Here is a 17,307-nt window from a genome sequence, read left to right as displayed (position 1 = left end):
CTCTCGTGGCGATCATGGTGGCGGGGCGGGCGGGTGCCGCGGCCCCTTGCGGTCACTGGGGGAGTGGGGGAGCCATGTGGAGCGGTGACGAGTTGGACCTCGACGCGTATCTGACGCGGATAGGCGTGGGACGCCGTGATGAACAGGAAGGCCGGCTTCGGCGGGAACTCAGGCCAGACCTGGCGACGTTGTACGCAGTGCACCGGGCCCACACCGCCGCCATTCCCTTCGAGAGCCTTGACGTCACGCTCGGCCACCCCGTCGCGCTGGATGTCAGGTCGTTGCAGGACAAGCTCGTGCACCGCCGTCGCGGCGGCTACTGCTACGAGCAGAACTCGCTGCTGGCGGCCGCCCTCCAGCGGATCGGCTTCGAGGTGTCGGGACGCGGTGCCCGCAACAGGGCCCGCGGGGACACCCTGCTGCCGGTGACACACGCCGTCCTCGTCGTCACCGTCGAGGGTGAACCCTGGTTGTGCGACGCCGGGTTCGGCTATCCCGGGCCGTTCGAGCCCGTCCCGCTCGGGCGGCCCGGAGTCGAAGTGCGGCAGGGGGAGTCGACGTACGTCGTCCACCGCGAGGAGGGCGACGTCCTCGTCCTGCGCCGGCTGCGCGAGGGCACCTGGCAGGATCTCTACGCCTTCACCCCGCAGCCCTACCACCCCGTCGACTACGTGGTGCTGAACCATTACAGCTCCTCACACCCCCGCTCCGCCTTTCTCGGCAAGGTCATCGTCCAACGCCCCGGCGCGGACGTCCGGGTGGCCCTGCTCGGGCGGGAGTTGACCCACTGGTACCCGGACGGCCGGGTGGAGCGCACGAGCGTCGCCCCGGAAGAGCTGATCGCCCTCCTCGACCGCGAGTTCGGCCTTCGGCTGTCCGAGCGGGACGCGGCTGATCTCGTGCGGATCTTCCGCGCCGAGGACTGACCCGGGCCGCGCCGGGCCCGTACGATGGCGCGGTGCTGGTCAAGTGGATTCGCTGCACGGTGACGGACCGACGCGGGTTCGAGCGTGGGCAGCGCAAATGGGCGGGGTTGCCGGGCGAGCCCGGCTTCCGGGGGCAGGGCGGCGGATGGAGCCGTGGCCGGCAGGGGGTGGCGCATGTCTTCGCGTTCTGGGAGAGCCGCTCCTTCTACGACTCCTTCATGGCGCGCTCGTACGACCGGCTGGCGGCGGCCCAGAACGGCACCTTCACCGACGCGCGGGTCACGCTCTTCGACTACCGCTTCGACGTGAAGACCGGCTTCGAGCCCCGCTTCTCCGACGCCGACGTGGTCCGGGTCGCCCACACGCGGGTGCGGGAGGGGCGCGTGGAGCACTTCGCCCTGATGCAGGAGAAAGTCTGGAACCCGGCCATGGCCGGGTCACCCGGCATGATCCGCGGACTCTTCGGGGAGGCGCCGGGGCGGGAGTTCCTGGTGTTGTCGATGTGGCGAGCGGCTGCCGAGCACGGCAAGTACCGGCAGGAGCGGGTCGAGCGGCTGTCGCTGCGCGCGCAGACCGAGGCCGATGTGGAGGCGCTCACCGGCGATGTCGTCGACCTCGAACCCTCCTGGACGGTATGACCGTAAGACGAGCGGCTTCCTGATCGGCGTGCCCGTTCGAGCCGCGCACCGGTGGCCGAATAGGGTCGTGGAATGGTACGACCACGGCGCATCGTCCTCGTCCGGCACGGGGAATCCCAGGGCAATGCCGATGACACGGTGTACGAGCGCGAGCCCGACCACGCCCTGCGGCTGACGGCTGCCGGGCGCGAGCAGGCCCGGCAGGCCGGCACGAAGCTGCGCGAACTGTTCGGGGACGAGCGCATCAGCGCCTACGTCTCCCCCTACCGCCGCACCCTGCAGACCTTCCGCGAATTGCGGCTGGACCCCACCCGGGTCCGCATGCGCGAGGAACCGAGGCTGCGCGAGCAGGACTGGGGCAACTGGCAGGACCACGACGACGTACGCTTGCAGAAGGCGTACCGGGACGCGTACGGGCACTTCTTCTACCGATTCGCGCAGGGCGAGTCGGGCGCCGACGTGTACGACCGGGTCGGGTCCTTCCTGGAGAGCCTGTACCGCAGCTTCGAGGCTCCCGACCACCCCGAGAACGTACTCCTCGTGACCCACGGACTGACGATGCGGTTGTTCTGCATGCGCTGGTTCCACTGGTCGGTGGCCGAGTTCGAGGCCCTGTCCAACCCGGGGAACGGTGAATTCAGGACACTCCAGCTGGGCCCGGACGGCCGTTACCGCCTGGACCGCCCGTTTGAGCGGTGGACCACACCGGAGCCTTACGACCTGGACGACTAAAGTGACGCGGGATGACCGCTGACTCCACTCCCGAGACGCGCTACGCACGCGCCCTGTCCAGCCTCCGCGGGCTGGCCCTGGGGGACGCCCTGGGCTCCCAGTACTTCGTTCCCGTGAACTATCCGCTGCTCAAGCGGCGCGAGCTGCCCGAGGGCGGCGAGACCTGGCAGTGGACCGACGACACCGAGATGGCCTGCTCGGTCCTGGCCGTCCTCGCCGAGCACGGCCGGATGGACCAGGACGCGCTGGCCGCCTCGTTCGCCCGCCACCACGACTTCGACCGAGGCTACGGGCCCGCCGTCAACCGGATGCTGCGCCTGATCCGGGAGGGTGAGGACTGGCGCACCCTGGCCGCCGAACTGTTCAACGGACAGGGCTCCTGGGGCAATGGCGCGGCCATGCGCATCGCGCCCCTCGGCGCCTGGTACGCGGACGATCCCGAGCAGGCCACTCACCAGGCGGAGATCTCCGCGTACACCACCCACCAGCACCGCGAGGCGGTGTGCGGGGCGATGGCCGTCGCCGCCGCGGCAGCGCTCGCGGCCGACGCCGCGGGGCCGCCGAAGGCAGCCGACCTGCTGGACGGGGTGATCGCGTTGGTGCCGCGCAGCGCGGTGGGCGCCGGGCTGCGCCGGGCGAGGGACATGCTGGACTACGGGGATGCCACCACCGTCGCGGCGGTCTTGGGCTGTGGTCGGCGCACCAGTGCGCACGACACGGTGCCGTTCGCCTTGTGGTCGGCGGCGCGTTCGCTGGACGACTACGAGCGGGCGTTCTGGACCACCGCCCAGGTGGGCGGGGACGTCGACACCACCTGCGCGATCGTGGGCGGGGTGCTGGGAGCGCGCGGCGAGGCGGTGCTCCCGCAGGCGTGGCTGGTGCGGACCGAGTCCCTGCCCGAGTGGCTGCCCGGGGCGCCCCACTGAGGGCCGGGCCGGTCGACGTGTGACGGACGCGGCTCGGGCGCCCGGAGGTTTCCGGGCGCCCGAGCCCGCGTACGGTCGTCCCGCTCAGGCCGCCGGACCGGCTTCGGCGGCGACTCCGTTCAGGGCCTCCAGGTCGCTCTTGCGCACCCGGATCACCAGCAGCGCGGTGGCCAGGGCGAGCCCCGCCATCGCCACGGCGGCCAGGAACGCGGTGGAGATGCCCTGGGTGAGGACGAGGTCGCCCCACGGGTCGGGCAACCTGTGGGTCGCGTTGAAGGCGGCGAGCTGCTCGGGGTTGGCCTTCGTCAGGAAGTCCGGAGCCTGCTTGGCGGCCTCGTCGCGGCTCGCCGTGCCGAAGACGGTGACCAGGATCGACAGGCCGAGCGAGCCGCCCACCTGCTGGCTGGCGTTGAGCAGCCCGGAGGCCGCGCCCGCCTCGCGCGGCGCCACCCCGGAGACGGCGGTGAGCGTGAGGGTCACGAAGTTCAGACCCATGCCGAAGCCGAACAGGACCATCGGGCCGAGCACCCCGGACAGGTAGGAGCTGTCGGTCTCGATGAAACTCAGCCAGGCCAGCCCCGACCCGGTGAGGGCGGACCCGGCGACCATGAACGGCTTGGGCCCGAAGCGGGGCAGGAACCGCTGTGAGAGCCCGGCGGCGGTGACGATGGCGACGGTCACCGGTAGGAAGCCCAGACCGGATTCGATCGGCGAGAAACCGAGCACGTTCTGGACGAACTGGACGATGAAGAAGAACATGCCGAACATCGCGGCGGCGAGCCCGAGCATGATCACGTACGTGCCGGCGCGGTTGCGGTCGGCGAACATGCGCAGCGGGATGATGGGTTCGCGCGCCCGGGACTCGATCACGACGAACAGTGCGAGCAGCACCAGCGCGGCGGCGAAGGAGCCGATGGTCAGCGAGTCGCGCCAGCCGTCCTCGGACGCGCGGATGAACCCGTAGACCAGCGAGGCCATGCCGCCGGTGGAGGTGAGCGCTCCGGCGATGTCGAACCGGCCGGGATGGCGTTCGGACTCGCTGATGAACAGCGGGGCGAGGACGGCGATCAGGACGCCGATCGGCACGTTGACGAAAAGGACCCAGCGCCAGTCGAGCCATTCCGTGAGCATGCCGCCGGTCAGCAGGCCGATCGCGCCGCCGCCGGCCGAGACGGCGGCGAACACGCCGAACGCCCGGTTGCGTTCGGGCCCTTCCGCGAACGTCGTGGTGATCAGGGCCAGCGAGGTCGGTGAGGCGATGGCGCCGCCTACCCCTTGGAGTGCGCGGGCGGCGAGGAGCTGCCAGGGCTCCTGGGCGAACCCGCCGAGGAGGGAGGCGAGGGTGAAGAGCAGGATGCCGGTCATGAAGACCCGGCGGCGGCCGAGGATGTCGCCGGCCCGGCCGCCGAGCAGGAGCAGGCCGCCGAAGGTGAGGGTGTAGGCGCTGAGCACCCAGGACAGATCGGTGGTGGAGAAGGCGAGCGCGGTCTGGATGTGCGGGAGCGCGATGTTCACGATCGTCGCGTCGAGCACGACCATGAGCTGGCACGCGGCGATCACCGCGAGCGCCACTCCGGGCCGGTTCGGGTGGCGCGCGGCCCCCGGTATCCGAGGTTTGTCGAGTTGAACGCTTGTCACTGAGGATCCCCCCGAAGTGAAATAGTGAACGCATCCGTTCACTGGCGACCCACCGTAGGAGCTACATTTAGTGAACGCAAGCGTTCACTAAGGCTGAAAATACGTGCGATGGGCGCGCGGGCCGGTCGGAGGTATGGAGCATGACGGGTTCCCGCTGGTCGGAGCCGCCGCCTGGGCGCAGGAGGGGCCCGGAGCTCGAACGGGCCATCCTGGACGCGGCCCTGGAGCAGTTGAGCACCGTCGGCTGGAACGCGCTCACGATGGAGGGGGTCGCGGCCGCCGCGCGGACCGGGAAGGCGGCGCTCTACCGGCGCTGGCCGTCGAAAGTCGCGCTCGTGGCCGAGGTGCTGCGGGCCGGGTTGCCGCCGCTGGACGAGATCCCGGACACCGGATCGATCCGCGACGACCTCTACGGGTTGTGCGCGCGGATGTGTGAAGTGCTGCGTTCGCGCGCCGGAGTCGCCCTGCGCGCGGTGCTTCACGAATGCGACCACGAGGACGCGGACCGGTTCCGCGGGGTGATCTGGAACGGCCTGCACGAGCCCGCGCAGGAAATGATCAGGGCGCTGGTGCGACGCGGGATCGAGCGGGGTGACGTCCGACCGGACGCGGACACTCCGTTCCTGGTCGACGTCATTCCCGCCATGCTGATGTACCGCGCGAAGATGTACGGAAGCGAATGGGACGACCGGGACATCGCTCAGCTGATCGACCGGGTGATGGTGCCGATGCTCCGGGTGTGAGCCCGCAGGGGACGTCGGCCGCACTCCCCACCCGGGGCGGGGTGTGCAGGCGCCGCGGGGCGGCGTACCCTTGCTGGCGCCATGCCGTACGAAGCACCCACCCACACCGTCGAGCGCTCCCTCCGTGCAACCACCGGCGCCAAGGTCATCGCCGGGGTCGACGAGGTCGGACGAGGGGCCTGGGCCGGTCCGGTCACCGTGTGCGCGGCGATCACCGGTCTGCGCCGGCCGCCCGCGGGACTCACCGACTCCAAACTGCTCACCCCGAAACGTCGGGACGCGCTCCTCGACATCCTGGAGGGCTGGGTCACCGCCCACGGTCTCGGGCACGCCTCGCCGGAGGAGATCGACGAACTGGGCATGACCGCCGCGCTGCGGCTCGCGGCGATACGCGCGCTGGAGGCGCTGCCGGTGCGGCCCGACGCGGTGATCCTCGACGGCAAGCACGACTACCTCGGCGCGCCCTGGCGGGTCCGTACGGTGATCAAGGGCGACCAGTCGTGCGTCGCGGTCGCCGCGGCCTCGGTGATCGCCAAGGTCCGGCGGGACCGGATGATGGCCGAACTCGGCGAAGGGGTCGCCTCCGTCAAGGACTTCGCCTTCGCCGCGAACGCCGGCTACCCCTCGCCCGTCCACCGGGCGGCCTTGGAGGAGCTGGGACCCACCCCGTACCACCGGCTCTCGTGGGCGTACCTCGACGCACTGCCCCAGTGGCGGCACCTCAAGAAGGTGCGCCGGAGCGAGGAATCGACGGAGCTGGAAAACGGAGGCCAACTCGGCTTCGATTTCTGATCGCGTCCACGTGCCATCCGCCGGTACGTTTCGTACCGGTGTTTGATAGATGTCAACACATGCCTCTCACCCCGAGGAGCCTCAGATTCACGAGAGTGCCCAGGGTCCCCGCGTTACGCCGGCCGCGAGCCGCACCGCGCAGACCCCCCGCCCCGTACCTGGTCCGCGTCCGGCCGCCGTACCCCGGCCCGGTCGCCCCGGGCCCGCCCCCGCAGCGGCAACCCGTGCGGGAAGTGCCCCCAGGCCCGCCCCGCCCGTGCAGCGTGCGGCGCAGGCCAACCCCGGTCCCGTTCCCGTAGCCCCGACCGCACCGTCCGTCTCGGCGGCGGTGCCCCAGGTCCAGCTGATCCCGGCTTCCGCCGAGGGCGCGCTGGACGCGGCCGAGGAGGCCGTCGACCTGCTGCTCGACACCGGTCGCGCCCCCGGCGACATCCTGGTGCTCACCACCGGCGACCCGCACCCGTGGGCCGCGCACGAACTGTCCTTCGGCGAGGCCGCGTACTGGGCCCAGCACGACGCCCGGGACGACGTGTTCTACGCGGACGCGGCGCAGGCCAAGCGCGCCGCGGACCGTCCCGTCGTGGTCTTCGCGGCCAACGGCGGTCCGGCTGACGCGGTGGCGGGCGCGCTGCCGGTGGCCCTGACCCGGGCCGGCGCGCTGCTGATCGTGTGCGGCGACGCGCAGCAGATCAACTCCGTGCTCGGCGCGGGCGTCTGACGGTCCGTACTCCGGTACGGGTGGGAAGGGCGGGGCGGGCCGGGCTTCGGCCCCGCCGCGGCCCCGCGCTCCCGACCGTGCCGCTCGCCGCGAATCATCGCCGCCTTTCGTTGCCGCCGTTCATTGCCGTGGTTCGGTGGAGCGGGTGCGCGGAGGCGGACACGGGCGGGCAGGGCATATGGCTGCGCGGGCCGGCCCCGGCCGGACCGGCGTGGAGCTCAGCGGGCGGCGGTGTGACGCAACGCCTCGGCCGCCCCGCCACCGGTGCGCAGCGGCACCTGGACCGGCTCGGCGGAGAGCGCGCCGAGGAGTTCGGGGCGGGAGTCCGAGCTCGGTCTGCGCCCGCCGCGGCCTTCGCCAAGGACCTGCCAACCGCCCCGGGTCAGCGTGATGTACGCGCCGCAGCGCAGCCCGTGCAAGGTGCAGGCGTCCCGCAGCCCCCACATCCAGGCGCCGTCCTCCTCGGTCCACCGCTCGTCACCCTCCCGGCAGTAGAGCAAAACCGCCGTGCGCACGGGCGTCCGGCGTCGCAGGTCGTGCGGTAGGACCCGGCGCAGTCGGGACAGCAGGGCGTTGCGGTATTCCCAGCCGTCGGCCGACACCGACCGCTGCGCGAACGAGGCGCTCGCCACGAGCCGTTCCTCCGGGTCGAGCACGGCGATCACGGCCGTGGACGGCACGGGGTGGTGCCGGGAATGCAGTCCGCTGACGACCTCGCGCGGATTGCTCAGCAGGGGCACACCGGCCGCCGACCACTCCGCGGGTTCCAGAAGTCTGCCGTGCCGACTGGCGCCACCGGTGGCCGTGGTCAGGGACGTCGTCGAGGGCGGGGCGAATCCGGTGGTCACGGTCCTCCCTTCGGGTACACGCCCGCGGACGGGCACGGCTGGGATGAGGGCGCGCCGCGGCACGGCCCTGGAGAGTGCCGACGAGCCGAGCGGGAGCTCTCCGATTCTCGCGTGGCCCGCGAGCATGGGGCAATGAGCATTTGGGACCACCGACCGGAATTCGCCGGTATGCCGTTCATATCCTTGCCCCGCCACGCCGTGCATGACGCATTCGTTATGGCTGGAGCGCCAGTACCAGCGGAAACACCTCCTTGGCGCCCGCCCGGCGGAGCAGCCGGGCGGCCACGGCCAGTGTCCAACCGCTCTCCGCGCGGTCGTCCACGAGGAGCACCGGACCTTCCGCCTGCGTGAGCGTCGCAGCCAGGGCAGGAGGCACGGTCAAGGCGAGATGGAGCCCACGGACGCGCTGCGCGCTGTTGGAGGAGGGGAGACCGAATTCCGGTGCCTCGTCCGTGTAGGACAGTGCTCCGAGCAATGGCATCCGTCCGACCTCCGCGATCCGGGCGGCCAGGGAGCCGACCAACTGGGGACGGCTGCGCGAGGGCAACGCGACGACGCCGACCGGCCGCGCGGGAGCATCCGCGGCGCCGGAGGCCCAACCGCCCGGCCCCCGGGCCCAGTCGGCGAGCACCGCGACCACGGCCTGTGCGACATCGTCCGGAACCGGCTGATCGGGTGCCTGACGCGCCAGCATCGGGCGCAGCCGGTTGCCCCAGCCGATGTCGGAGAGCCGGCCGAGCGCCCGTCCCGTGGAAGCCTGCTCCCCGGCCGGGATGCGGCCCTTGAGGTCCACGCCCACGGCCGCGAGTCCGGTCGGCCACATCTTGCGCGGTTCCAGCTCCACGCCCGGACGCCCCAGTTCACCCCGGGCGGTGTCCAGGGCGGTGCCGGAGACCTCCGCCGTGAAGCGTGCTCCCGCGCAGTTGTCGCAGCGCCCGCAGGGCACCGCCTCCTCGTCGTCGAGCTGGCGGCGCAGGAACTCCATTCGACACCCGCTGGTTGACGCGTAGTCACGCATGGCCTGCTGTTCGGCTGCGCGCTGCCGGGCCACCCACGCGTAGCGTTCGGCGTCGTAGGTCCACGCTTCGCCCGTCGAAGTCCAGCCGCCCTTCACCCGGTGGACGGCGCCGTCCACGTCCAGGACCTTCAGCATCGTCTCCAGGCGGGTGCGCCGCAGATCGACCAGCGGCTCCAGCGCGGGGAGCGACAACGGCCGCCCCGCCTGGGCCAGTACGTCCAGGGTGCGGCGCACCTGCTCCTCGGGCGGGAAGGCCACGGAGGCGAAGTACTGCCAGATGGCCTCGTCTTCGCGGCCCGGCAGCAACAGCACCTCGGCGTGCTCCACGCCACGACCGGCTCGGCCCACCTGCTGGTAGTAGGCGATGGGGGAGGAGGGCGAGCCCAGGTGCACGACGAAACCCAGGTCGGGCTTGTCGAAGCCCATCCCGAGGGCGGAGGTGGCGACGAGGGCCTTGACCCGATTGGCCTGGAGGTCGTTCTCGGCCTGCTCGCGGTCGGCGTTCTCGGTCTTGCCCGTGTACGAGGAGACCGTGTGGCCCCGGTGACGCAGGTAGGCGGTGACCTCCTCGGCGGCGGCCACGGTCAGGGTGTAGATGATCCCGGAGCCGGGGAGTTCGCCGAGGTGATCGGCGAGCCAGGCCAGTCTGTGCGCCGCGTCCGGAAGGGCGAGCACCGACAGGCTCAGGCTTTCCCGGTCCAGCGGGCCGCGCAGCACCAAGGCGTCCGTTCCGGCGCCGGTGCCCAACTGCTCGGCGACGTCCGCGGTCACCCGGGCGTTGGCCGTGGCGGTGGTGGCGAGCACGGGCACGCCCGGCGGGAGATCGGCCAGCATGGTGCGCAGGCGTCGGTAGTCGGGGCGGAAGTCGTGTCCCCAGTCGGAGATGCAGTGCGCCTCGTCGACCACGAGGAGGCCGGTGGCGGCTGACAGCTTGGGCAACACCTGGTCCCGGAAGTCCGGGTTGTTGAGCCGCTCGGGGCTGACCAGGAGGACATCGACCTCTCCGGCGGCCACCTCCGCCTGGATACCCTCCCACTCCTCGGGATTGGCGGAGTTGATGGTGCGGGCGTGGATGCCCGCCCGGGCGGCGGCCTCGACCTGATTGCGCATCAACGCGAGCAGGGGGGAGACGATCACGGTCGGACCGGCTCCGCTCGCGCGCAGCAGCGAGGTGGCGACGAAGTAGACCGCGGACTTGCCCCAGCCGGTGCGTTGCACGACCAGTGCCCGACGCTTCTGCGCGACGAGGGCCTCGATCGCCCGCCACTGGTCCTCGCGCAGCCGTGCGGTGCCCGTGGGGTCGCCCACCAGGCGGGCGAGTACGGAATCGGCCGAGGACCTCAGGTCTGCGTTCATGCCCCCATGCAACCCGATGCCTGTGACATCGCGCCAATGCCGCTCTGCGCCTGTGGATGTTGAAAGTCGGACGAGTTATCCACAGGGCTTTCGGGAAACGATCAGAGACGGGACCGTCGACGCATGACGAAGAACCACGAATCACCCAGCCCGGCCGAACGGCGGTCCACCAGTCCCTCCGGATCAACCACGGCGTCCCAGATCACCCTGCGCAGTCCGGCCGAGCTGGCCGACGCCCTGCCCTACATGCTCGGCTTCCACCCGACGGACTCGCTGGTCATGGTCGCCGTCCACGGCGAAGGCGGTCGCTTCGGCGGCCGGCTCCGCGTCGGCATTCCCTCGGCGCCCTCGGAATGGGAGGACACCGCCCGGCAGGTCGCCGAAACCCTGATCCGGGGCAGCGAGCGCAGGGGCGGTAAGCCCGACGGCATCGTCGTCTACCTGTGCCAGGACCCGCTCGTCGGGGAGAGCCCGCAACGGGTCATGACCAGGCTTCGGCCGCTCGCCCATCGGCTGCGACTGGCCTGCGGGGCGCTCGACGTGCCGGTCATGGAGGCCCTGTGCCTCTCCGGCGCCCGCTACTGGTCCTACATCTGCCCCGACGAGCGCTGCTGCCCGGCGGAAGGCAATCCGATGGCCCTGCCGGGCACCTCGGTCATGGCCGCGGCGGCCACCTTCGCCGGAATCCAGGTCCGGGGATCGCTCAAGGAGATCGAGGGCCGCTTGGCCCCGCTCGGCGGGACGGAGGCCGTCGAACAGGAGAAGGCCCTGGAACGCGCCGCCGTCGCCTTGGTGCCGAAGATCCTAGATGAGGCGAACCGGCAGGAGGTCGGGGCCCAGACGCTCGCGCTGGCCAAGGCCCTGATGCGGCGCCTGGCCCAAGCGCCACCCGCCGAGACGGGCCTGGGAGCCGACGGCTGGGACGATGCGCTGCTGGACCACGACGAGGCCGCCGCGCTGATCATCGGTCTCCAGGACCGCGAGATCCGCGACATCGCCGCCGAATGGATGGAGGACGACGAGGCGGCGCCCGCCCTGCGGCTGTGGCGTGCGCTGGCCCGGCGTTGCGTCGGGGCGTACGGGGAGCACGCCGCCGCCCCGTTGACCCTCGCCGGTTGGGTCTCCTGGTCCACCGGGGACGAGCCGACCGCGCGGATCGTGCTCGGGCTCGCCCTGCAAGCCGACGCCGACTACCGGTTCGCCCAGCTGCTCCACCACGCCTGCAACGAGGGCATCGACCCGGAGGGGCTCCGGGCGTGTCTGCGAGAGGAGCGAAGGCGCCGGGAGCCGCGCCGCAAGCGGGCGGGAGCGGGTACCCGCCCACCCGGCCGCCGCCCCGGGACGAACCGCCGCGCGCCGCGCCGGGGTGCGGGGAGCGACCGGTGAACCGGAGCGGGAGGGCGTCGGCGGGCCCGCTGCACGGCGCCCCGCGCGAGGGCGCGGATGCCGGGGGCCGACAGCGGGGAACCGCCCGCCTGCGTGTGCGATCGCGGCCGCGAGGTGGTCAGGCTCCGCCGGCGGCGCCGCCGCACACGGTCGCCTGTGCGGCTGTGGGACGGGTCCGGCACCGTTTACCGGGCGCGTCGACGATGCCCCTCGCGCCGGCGCGGGCCCGGGAAGCGCCGCGGGGCGGCCGGCGCCGGCCGGTTAGCGGCCCCGCCTGCGGCGGCCCGCGGTTCGGGCTGCGGATCGCCCAGGTCTTCCACGGCCGGCGGTTCGGGCTGCGGATCGCCGGGGTCTTGGGCGGGGGCCGGTTCGGGTGGGGGATCACCGACGGGGGTGTACGGGTGGGTGGACGGGCCGGTCGCCGGGTCGGGCCGCCGCCGGGGCCCGTGACCCGGGCGGGGCTCGGCACGTTCAGCTGGGGGGTGGTGGGTGACCGGCCCCGCCGCCGACCAGCGAAATCGACCGGAGCCCAGACAAGGCGACGCATGGCCCACTCCGTACCGCCCGCCCGCAGGCCCGAATTGCCGCCCGTGCACGACGCCGTCATCTGCGTCGCCGCACCGTGCCTGGTCATCTCGCCCGAGCACGGTCAACTCACCGGCCGGGGGCTCGACGGGATCTACCGCGCGGGGCGCCGGCTGCTCTCCCGGTGCGTACTGCGCGTCGGGGGCCGCGAGCCGGTCGCCGTGCACGGGCGCGGTCTCGGGGCGGACCGGGCTGCCTTCACCGCCACCGTCCGCACCGGCGCCGAGGCCGGTCCCGACCCGGACATCGGCGTGGAGCGCGTACGCCACGCCGACGGCACCGAGCGGATCACCCTGCGAAGCTATGCGGCGCGGCCGGTACGGCTGCCCGTGGAGCTCTCGCTCGGCACCGACCTGGCGGAGCTGGCCGCCGTGGCGGCCGGTCGGGCCGGGGCAGAACTGCCCGCCGCGGTGCATGCCGCCGGGTTGCGCTGGAGCACTGGTGAGGCCCAGGCCGTCACCACCGCCGAACCGGCTCCGGACGACGCGCTCGCCTCCTCCGGCCTGCTGCGCTGGCAACTCGAACTGGGGCCGGGCGAAACCCGCACCATCGAACTGCGGACCACCGCCGACCGCACCGCGCGGGCCCCGGCCGGGCAGGTCGCGAACCCGCTGTCCGAGGCGCGGGCCGAGGGCGACGACCCCAGGGCGGAGGTCTGGTTCCGGACCAGCGTCCAGGATCTGGGAGCGCTGCTCCTCAGGGATCCCGTCGAGCCGGGCGACGCCTACGCGGCAGCCGGGGTCCCGTGGCGACTCGGCCTGGCCCCCGCGGAGTCGCTGTGGGCCGCCCGGATGGCACTGCCACTCGGCGCAGGGCTGGCCGGCGCCACCCTGCGAACCCTGGCCCGGACCCAGATCACGGGACGGGGGCCCGACACCGGGAAGATCCCCGGCCCGCTGCGCGGGGCCGGACCGCAGCTGCCGCCCGGCTGCACCGGGACGGAGGCCACCCTCGCCTTCCCGGCGGTGCTGGCCGAGGCGTGGCGGTGGGGACTACCCGAGGCGGAGGTGGCCCGGCTGCTGCCCACCGCCGAGCGCTGCCTCGGGTGGCTGCGCGGGGCCCTGGGCGAGGACGGCTTCCTGGCCGACCCCGATCCGGGACCCCGCCGGTGCGAAACCCAGGCCCACGCGCACCGGGCCGCGCTGCTCGGCGCCGACCTGCTGGCCGGCTGCGGGCGGGACGGAGCCGAGGAATGGCGGGAGTGGGCCGCCCGACTGCGGGACAGGTTCCGGTCCGCGTTCTGGATCGACGGCCCCGACGGTGGGCGCCCCGCCGCGGCCCTGCACCCCGACGGGCGGCCGCTTGCCCGGCTGACGGGGGCCGCCGCCCACCTGCTGGACACCGGGCTGCTGGGCGGTGGCCGCCCGGCCCCCGGCCTGCTCGACCGGGCCCGTACCGCGCAACTCGCCCGGCTGCTCGGAGCACCCGCCATGGACTCGGGCTGGGGCCTGCGGAGCATGGCGGCCCGGGAGCCGGGTCACAACCCCTTCGGCCACCGCTCCGGGGCGGTACGGGTCCACGAGAGCGCGGTGGCGGTGGCGGCCCTCGCCCAGGCCGGCTTCGAGAAGGAAGCCGCCGGGCTGCTGCGGGGCCTGCTCGACGCGGCGGAGAGATTCGGCTACCGCCTGCCGGAGATGTACGCGGCCGAGCAGCGCACCGCGGGCAGCGCGCCCTTCCCGCACCCGGCCGCCTGCCGCCCGGCCGCGGTGGCCGCGGCGTCGGGGATCCACGTACTGACCGCCCTCGCGGGCATCCGCCCGGACGCCCCCGCCGGGACGGTCGCGCTCGCCCCCCTCTCCGGCGCCCCGCTCGGCGCACTGCGCCTCTCGGGGCTGCGCGTGGCCGGGGAACCGTTCGCAGTACGCGTCAGCCGGCTGGGGCTCGGCATGGTGGAGGAGGCGGCGGATGCGCTCCAACTGGGAGGCTGAGCTCCGGATCACCGTCTCCGGGATCACGAAAGCTCTGTTTATCGTCAGGCAGACGACTATGATCGCGGCATGTCGCCCTACGACCCGTCGGCCTTTCCGCCCTTCGCCGTCACCGTCGACCTGGTCGTGCTCACCGTACGGCGCCACGCGCTCTGCGCTCTGGTCGTCCGACGGGGTGAGCAGCCGTTCCAGGGGCGCTGGGCCCTGCCCGGCGGCTTCGTGCGAGCCGACGAAGACCTGGCGGCGGCCGCGGCCAGGGAACTCTCGGAGGAAACCGGCCTGTGCGCGCACGATCCGGGCGTTCCGGGTGTGGACAACGGCGCGCACCTCGAACAGCTCGCCACCTACGGAGACCCGAAGCGGGACCCCAGGATGCGGGTGGTCAGCGTGGCGCACCTGGTCCTGGCCCCGGACCTGCCGGCGCCCCGCGCGGGAGGCGACGCCAACAGCGCGCGCTGGGCCCCCGTCGACGAGCTCCTCGCCGCGGGTGAGCAAGCCTCCGGAGGGCTCGCCTTCGACCACGCCCGGATCCTCGCGGACGGTGTGGAGCGCGCCCGCTCCAAGATCGAATACTCCTCCCTGGCCACCGCCTTCTGTCCGCCCGAGTTCACGGTCGGCGAGCTGCGCCGGGTCTACGAGGCCGTGTGGGGAGTGGCGCTCGACCCCCGCAACTTCCACCGCAAGGTCACCGGGACCCCCGGGTTCCTGGTGCCCGCCGGAGGGACCACGACCCGTCAGGGTGGGCGGCCCGCCCAGCTGTTCCGAGCCGGAGGGGCGACCCTGCTCAACCCACCGATGCTGCGCCCGGAGGTCTGACGCCCCGGCACTGGGGCCCGGCTCACCCGGGGGAGGGCCGCGCCGCCGCTGCTCGCCGGACTTCCACCCGGTCGGGCGCGCTCCGGTTGCGACACGGGCGGCTCCACGATCCACCTGCCTCAAAAATCGGACATATCGCGTTATCTTGCTTGCGGAATTCACCCTGCCGCAGAGCGGTCTCACCCCCCGCGAGAGAAGCGATGCTCCAGGCCATCGGACTCACCAGCACATCCCGTCGAGACCTCCCGCCCGTCGTGGACGACCTCACCTTCGAGGCCCGCCCCGGGTGTGTGACCGCCCTGCTGGGCGAACCGGGCTCGGGCAAGACCACCGTGCTGCGGCTCATGCTCGAACTCGAACCGGGCCGGGGCGTCACCTACTTCCGGGGTCGCCCGCTGCACCGGGTCCCGCAGCCGGGCCGTGAGGTCGGCGTACTGCTCGGGGACGTGCCCGGCAACCCGTCGCGGACCGTCCGCAACCAGCTGCGGATGCTCTGCGCCGCCGCAGGCGTGCCGGCCTCCCGGGCCGACACCATGCTGGAGGTCGTCGGCATCGCCGGCCTGCGCGACCACCGGCTCGGCTCGCTCTCACGCGCCATGGAGCGCCGGTTCGCACTCGCCGCGGCGCTCCTCGCCGACCCGTGCACGCTGCTGCTCGACGAACCCGCCGACGGACTGTCGCCCCGCGAACGGAACTGGCTGTACGCGCTGTTGCGCGGACACGCTTCCCTCGGCGGTGCGGTGCTCTTCACCACCGACGACGCCAAGGAGGCCGCCCGGGGCGCCGATCGCGTCGTCTCCATCGAGGCGGGCCGGCTCGTCGCCGACCAGGACGCCGCGGACTTCGCCCGCACCCGGCTCCGGCCGAGGGTCGCCGTACGCACCCCGCACGCGGCCCGGCTGGCCGACGTCCTGGGACGCGAGGCCCGTGCGGCCCGGCGCGCGGTCGAGATTGTCGCGGAGAGCGGCACCCGCCTGTCCGTGTACGGCAGCAACTGCGCCGAGGTGGGCGAAGTCGCGTTCCGCAACGGGGTACTGGTCCACCGGCTCGCCGACGAGACCGGGGACGCGAGCGACGCCGGCGAGGCGGGAGCGGCGGTCCGGCCCGTTCCGCAGGCCCGCACCGAAGCCGGTACCGAGGTTCGGGCCGCCGAAACCCGGGCCACCGAAGCCCGCGCCGCCGAGGGCCGTAGCGTCGACGCCCGAGCGGAGGCGCGTATCGACGTCCGGGGGGAAGCGCGCGCGGAGGGCGGCCCACAGTCCGCCTCCGAGCCGCGCGCCGCCTCCGGCTCGCCCGGCGCCTCCGGCTCGCCCGGCGGACCCGGCGCGTCCGCTGGACCCGGCGGTTCCCGACCCCCCTCCAGGCCCCGGGCCGACACCTGGTCCGGGATCGAGTCCGTCCACGACCTCTCGCCGACCCCCGGCCCCGCCCACGACGGCCGCCCCGGGCTCCCGGCCTCGGCGGTCCGCCGCGTCGCCGGCCCGCTGCGGCCCCTGCGCTACGAACTGCACCGCGTCTTCGGCACCGCGACCCCCTGGCTCACGGCGGCCGTGGTCATCGCCGTCTCCGCGCTCACCGCCGTCCTGCTCGCCCGGACCGGCTCCGCACCGCGTGACCGGATGCTCGCCGCATGGCCCGAACTCCTGCCCCTGCCGCCCGCCGCCCTCGGTGCGGGGTTCCTGGGCGCACTGGCCTTCGGCGAGGAGTACCGCTACCCCGCCCTCGCGGCGGCCCGGGGAACCGTGCCGCGCAGGCTGGGTCTGCTCACCGCCAAACTCGGCGTCTGCTCGGCCCTCGCCCTGCTGATCGGCGCCCTCGTCCTCGTCACCGACATTTGCGCCGTCGGGCTCGTCTTCGGGGCCGCTCCGCTCCGCTCGCCCGCGCAGTGGATCGCCCCGGCCGTGGGCTGGGCGGGACTCCTCACCGGTTGCGCCTGGGCCGGCGTCCTGGCCTCCGCCGTCTTCCGCTCCACGGCCGCCGGCCTGGCCGCGGTACTCGCCGTACCCGTGGCGGTCGTACCGCTGGTGCGCGAGGTGCTCGCCGGGCCTTCCGCGTACCCGGCGGGCGGGATCGTCTCGCGGTTGCGCGGGATGTCCGCCGCCCACTGGCCGCCGGAGGCGGACCACTTCGTCCTGGGGCTGCTGCGGATGACGACCCAACCCGTCGGTACGGCTCTGGTGTTGTCGCTGATCGTCCTGTTGTGCGCCTATGGGTTCACAGGACTGCGGAGCCGAGTGCGCTGGTGAAAGACCGATGC

Annotated in this window: 14 protein-coding genes; 11 read left to right on the top strand and 3 right to left on the bottom strand. The window is 73.2% G+C overall.

What is annotated here, in order from left to right; genetic code table 11:
• Positions 1-14: 14 nt before the first annotated feature.
• The 4 genes from ACFVXJ_RS15020 to ACFVXJ_RS15005 all read left to right on the top strand — a co-directional run bounded on the left by ACFVXJ_RS15020 (position 15) and on the right by ACFVXJ_RS15005 (position 3,222).
• Complete coding sequence (locus ACFVXJ_RS15020; RefSeq protein WP_389662184.1) at positions 15-926, top strand: arylamine N-acetyltransferase; 912 nt, start codon at positions 15-17, stop codon at positions 924-926.
• Between the two features lie 32 nt (positions 927-958).
• Complete coding sequence (locus ACFVXJ_RS15015) at positions 959-1,564, top strand: YdbC family protein (protein ID WP_361318195.1); 606 nt, start codon at positions 959-961, stop codon at positions 1,562-1,564.
• Between the two features lie 72 nt (positions 1,565-1,636).
• A complete protein-coding gene (locus ACFVXJ_RS15010; protein ID WP_389662125.1) occupies positions 1,637-2,296 on the top strand; it encodes a histidine phosphatase family protein in 660 nt (219 codons plus the stop codon).
• A gap of 11 nt (positions 2,297-2,307) precedes the next feature.
• On the top strand, positions 2,308-3,222 hold the full coding sequence (locus tag ACFVXJ_RS15005; RefSeq protein ID WP_389662124.1) for an ADP-ribosylglycohydrolase family protein: 915 nt from the start codon (positions 2,308-2,310) through the stop codon (positions 3,220-3,222).
• 84 nt (positions 3,223-3,306) lie between these two features.
• Here ACFVXJ_RS15005 and ACFVXJ_RS15000 read toward each other — a convergent pair whose 3' ends face one another.
• On the bottom strand, positions 3,307-4,860 hold the full coding sequence (locus ACFVXJ_RS15000) for an MFS transporter (protein WP_389662123.1): 1,554 nt from the start codon (positions 4,858-4,860) through the stop codon (positions 3,307-3,309).
• 140 nt (positions 4,861-5,000) lie between these two features.
• Here ACFVXJ_RS15000 and ACFVXJ_RS14995 point away from each other — a divergent pair, with 140 nt between their 5' ends.
• The 3 genes from ACFVXJ_RS14995 to ACFVXJ_RS14985 all read left to right on the top strand — a co-directional run bounded on the left by ACFVXJ_RS14995 (position 5,001) and on the right by ACFVXJ_RS14985 (position 7,113).
• Entirely contained in the window at positions 5,001-5,603 is a 603-nt protein-coding gene (locus ACFVXJ_RS14995) for a TetR/AcrR family transcriptional regulator (RefSeq protein ID WP_389662122.1), read from the top strand.
• 81 nt (positions 5,604-5,684) lie between these two features.
• Positions 5,685-6,395 (top strand): ribonuclease HII, encoded by a 711-nt coding sequence (locus ACFVXJ_RS14990; protein ID WP_389662121.1) that lies wholly within the window; start codon positions 5,685-5,687, stop codon positions 6,393-6,395.
• A 49-nt stretch (positions 6,396-6,444) separates the two neighbouring features.
• Positions 6,445-7,113 (top strand): hypothetical protein, encoded by a 669-nt coding sequence (locus ACFVXJ_RS14985; RefSeq protein ID WP_389662120.1) that lies wholly within the window; start codon positions 6,445-6,447, stop codon positions 7,111-7,113.
• 218 nt (positions 7,114-7,331) lie between these two features.
• On the opposite strand, the gene ACFVXJ_RS14980 is transcribed toward ACFVXJ_RS14985, so the two are convergent.
• Together ACFVXJ_RS14980 and ACFVXJ_RS14975 are read right to left on the bottom strand one after the other, a co-directional pair.
• A complete protein-coding gene (locus ACFVXJ_RS14980) occupies positions 7,332-7,961 on the bottom strand; it encodes a hypothetical protein (protein ID WP_361318180.1) in 630 nt (209 codons plus the stop codon).
• 214 nt (positions 7,962-8,175) lie between these two features.
• Complete coding sequence (locus ACFVXJ_RS14975) at positions 8,176-10,335, bottom strand: RecQ family ATP-dependent DNA helicase (protein ID WP_389662119.1); 2,160 nt, start codon at positions 10,333-10,335, stop codon at positions 8,176-8,178.
• A 123-nt stretch (positions 10,336-10,458) separates the two neighbouring features.
• Between ACFVXJ_RS14975 and ACFVXJ_RS14970 the strand changes: the two genes are divergently transcribed.
• The 4 genes from ACFVXJ_RS14970 (at position 10,459) to ACFVXJ_RS14955 (ending at position 17,296) form a co-directional block, all read left to right on the top strand.
• Positions 10,459-11,721 (top strand): DUF4192 domain-containing protein, encoded by a 1,263-nt coding sequence (locus ACFVXJ_RS14970; RefSeq protein ID WP_389662118.1) that lies wholly within the window; start codon positions 10,459-10,461, stop codon positions 11,719-11,721.
• Between the two features lie 545 nt (positions 11,722-12,266).
• Positions 12,267-14,234, top strand: a complete 1,968-nt coding sequence (locus ACFVXJ_RS14965) for a glycogen debranching N-terminal domain-containing protein (protein WP_389662117.1) — start codon at positions 12,267-12,269, stop codon at positions 14,232-14,234.
• A 69-nt stretch (positions 14,235-14,303) separates the two neighbouring features.
• Positions 14,304-15,050: an NUDIX domain-containing protein gene (locus ACFVXJ_RS14960; protein ID WP_389662116.1), complete on the top strand. Its 747-nt coding sequence runs from the start codon at positions 14,304-14,306 to the stop codon at positions 15,048-15,050.
• 200 nt (positions 15,051-15,250) lie between these two features.
• Complete coding sequence (locus tag ACFVXJ_RS14955) at positions 15,251-17,296, top strand: ATP-binding cassette domain-containing protein (protein ID WP_389662115.1); 2,046 nt, start codon at positions 15,251-15,253, stop codon at positions 17,294-17,296.
• Positions 17,297-17,307: the final 11 nt, after the last annotated feature.

The sequence above is a fragment of the Streptomyces sp. NPDC058279 genome (assembly GCF_042881255.1).
Classification (GTDB): Bacteria; Actinomycetota; Actinomycetes; order Streptomycetales; family Streptomycetaceae; genus Streptomyces.
The sequence above is the reverse complement of the archived record's forward strand: the minus strand, read 5'-3'. Positions and strand labels throughout refer to the sequence as shown.

Excerpts from the sequence above, each read along its gene's own strand:
- ACFVXJ_RS15020 (WP_389662184.1), top strand. The coding sequence starts at position 15 with ATGGTGGCGGGGCGGGCGGGTGCCGCGGCCCCTTGCGGTCACTGGGGG.
- ACFVXJ_RS15010 (WP_389662125.1), top strand. The coding sequence starts at position 1,637 with ATGGTACGACCACGGCGCATCGTCCTCGTCCGGCACGGGGAATCCCAG.
- ACFVXJ_RS15005 (WP_389662124.1), top strand. The coding sequence starts at position 2,308 with ATGACCGCTGACTCCACTCCCGAGACGCGCTACGCACGCGCCCTGTCC.
- ACFVXJ_RS14995 (WP_389662122.1), top strand. The coding sequence starts at position 5,001 with ATGACGGGTTCCCGCTGGTCGGAGCCGCCGCCTGGGCGCAGGAGGGGC.
- ACFVXJ_RS14990 (WP_389662121.1), top strand. The coding sequence starts at position 5,685 with ATGCCGTACGAAGCACCCACCCACACCGTCGAGCGCTCCCTCCGTGCA.
- ACFVXJ_RS14985 (WP_389662120.1), top strand. The coding sequence starts at position 6,445 with ATGTCAACACATGCCTCTCACCCCGAGGAGCCTCAGATTCACGAGAGT.
- ACFVXJ_RS14975 (WP_389662119.1), bottom strand. The coding sequence starts at position 10,335 with ATGAACGCAGACCTGAGGTCCTCGGCCGATTCCGTACTCGCCCGCCTG.
- ACFVXJ_RS14970 (WP_389662118.1), top strand. The coding sequence starts at position 10,459 with ATGACGAAGAACCACGAATCACCCAGCCCGGCCGAACGGCGGTCCACC.
- ACFVXJ_RS14965 (WP_389662117.1), top strand. The coding sequence starts at position 12,267 with ATGGCCCACTCCGTACCGCCCGCCCGCAGGCCCGAATTGCCGCCCGTG.
- ACFVXJ_RS14960 (WP_389662116.1), top strand. The coding sequence starts at position 14,304 with ATGTCGCCCTACGACCCGTCGGCCTTTCCGCCCTTCGCCGTCACCGTC.
- ACFVXJ_RS14955 (WP_389662115.1), top strand. The coding sequence starts at position 15,251 with ATGCTCCAGGCCATCGGACTCACCAGCACATCCCGTCGAGACCTCCCG.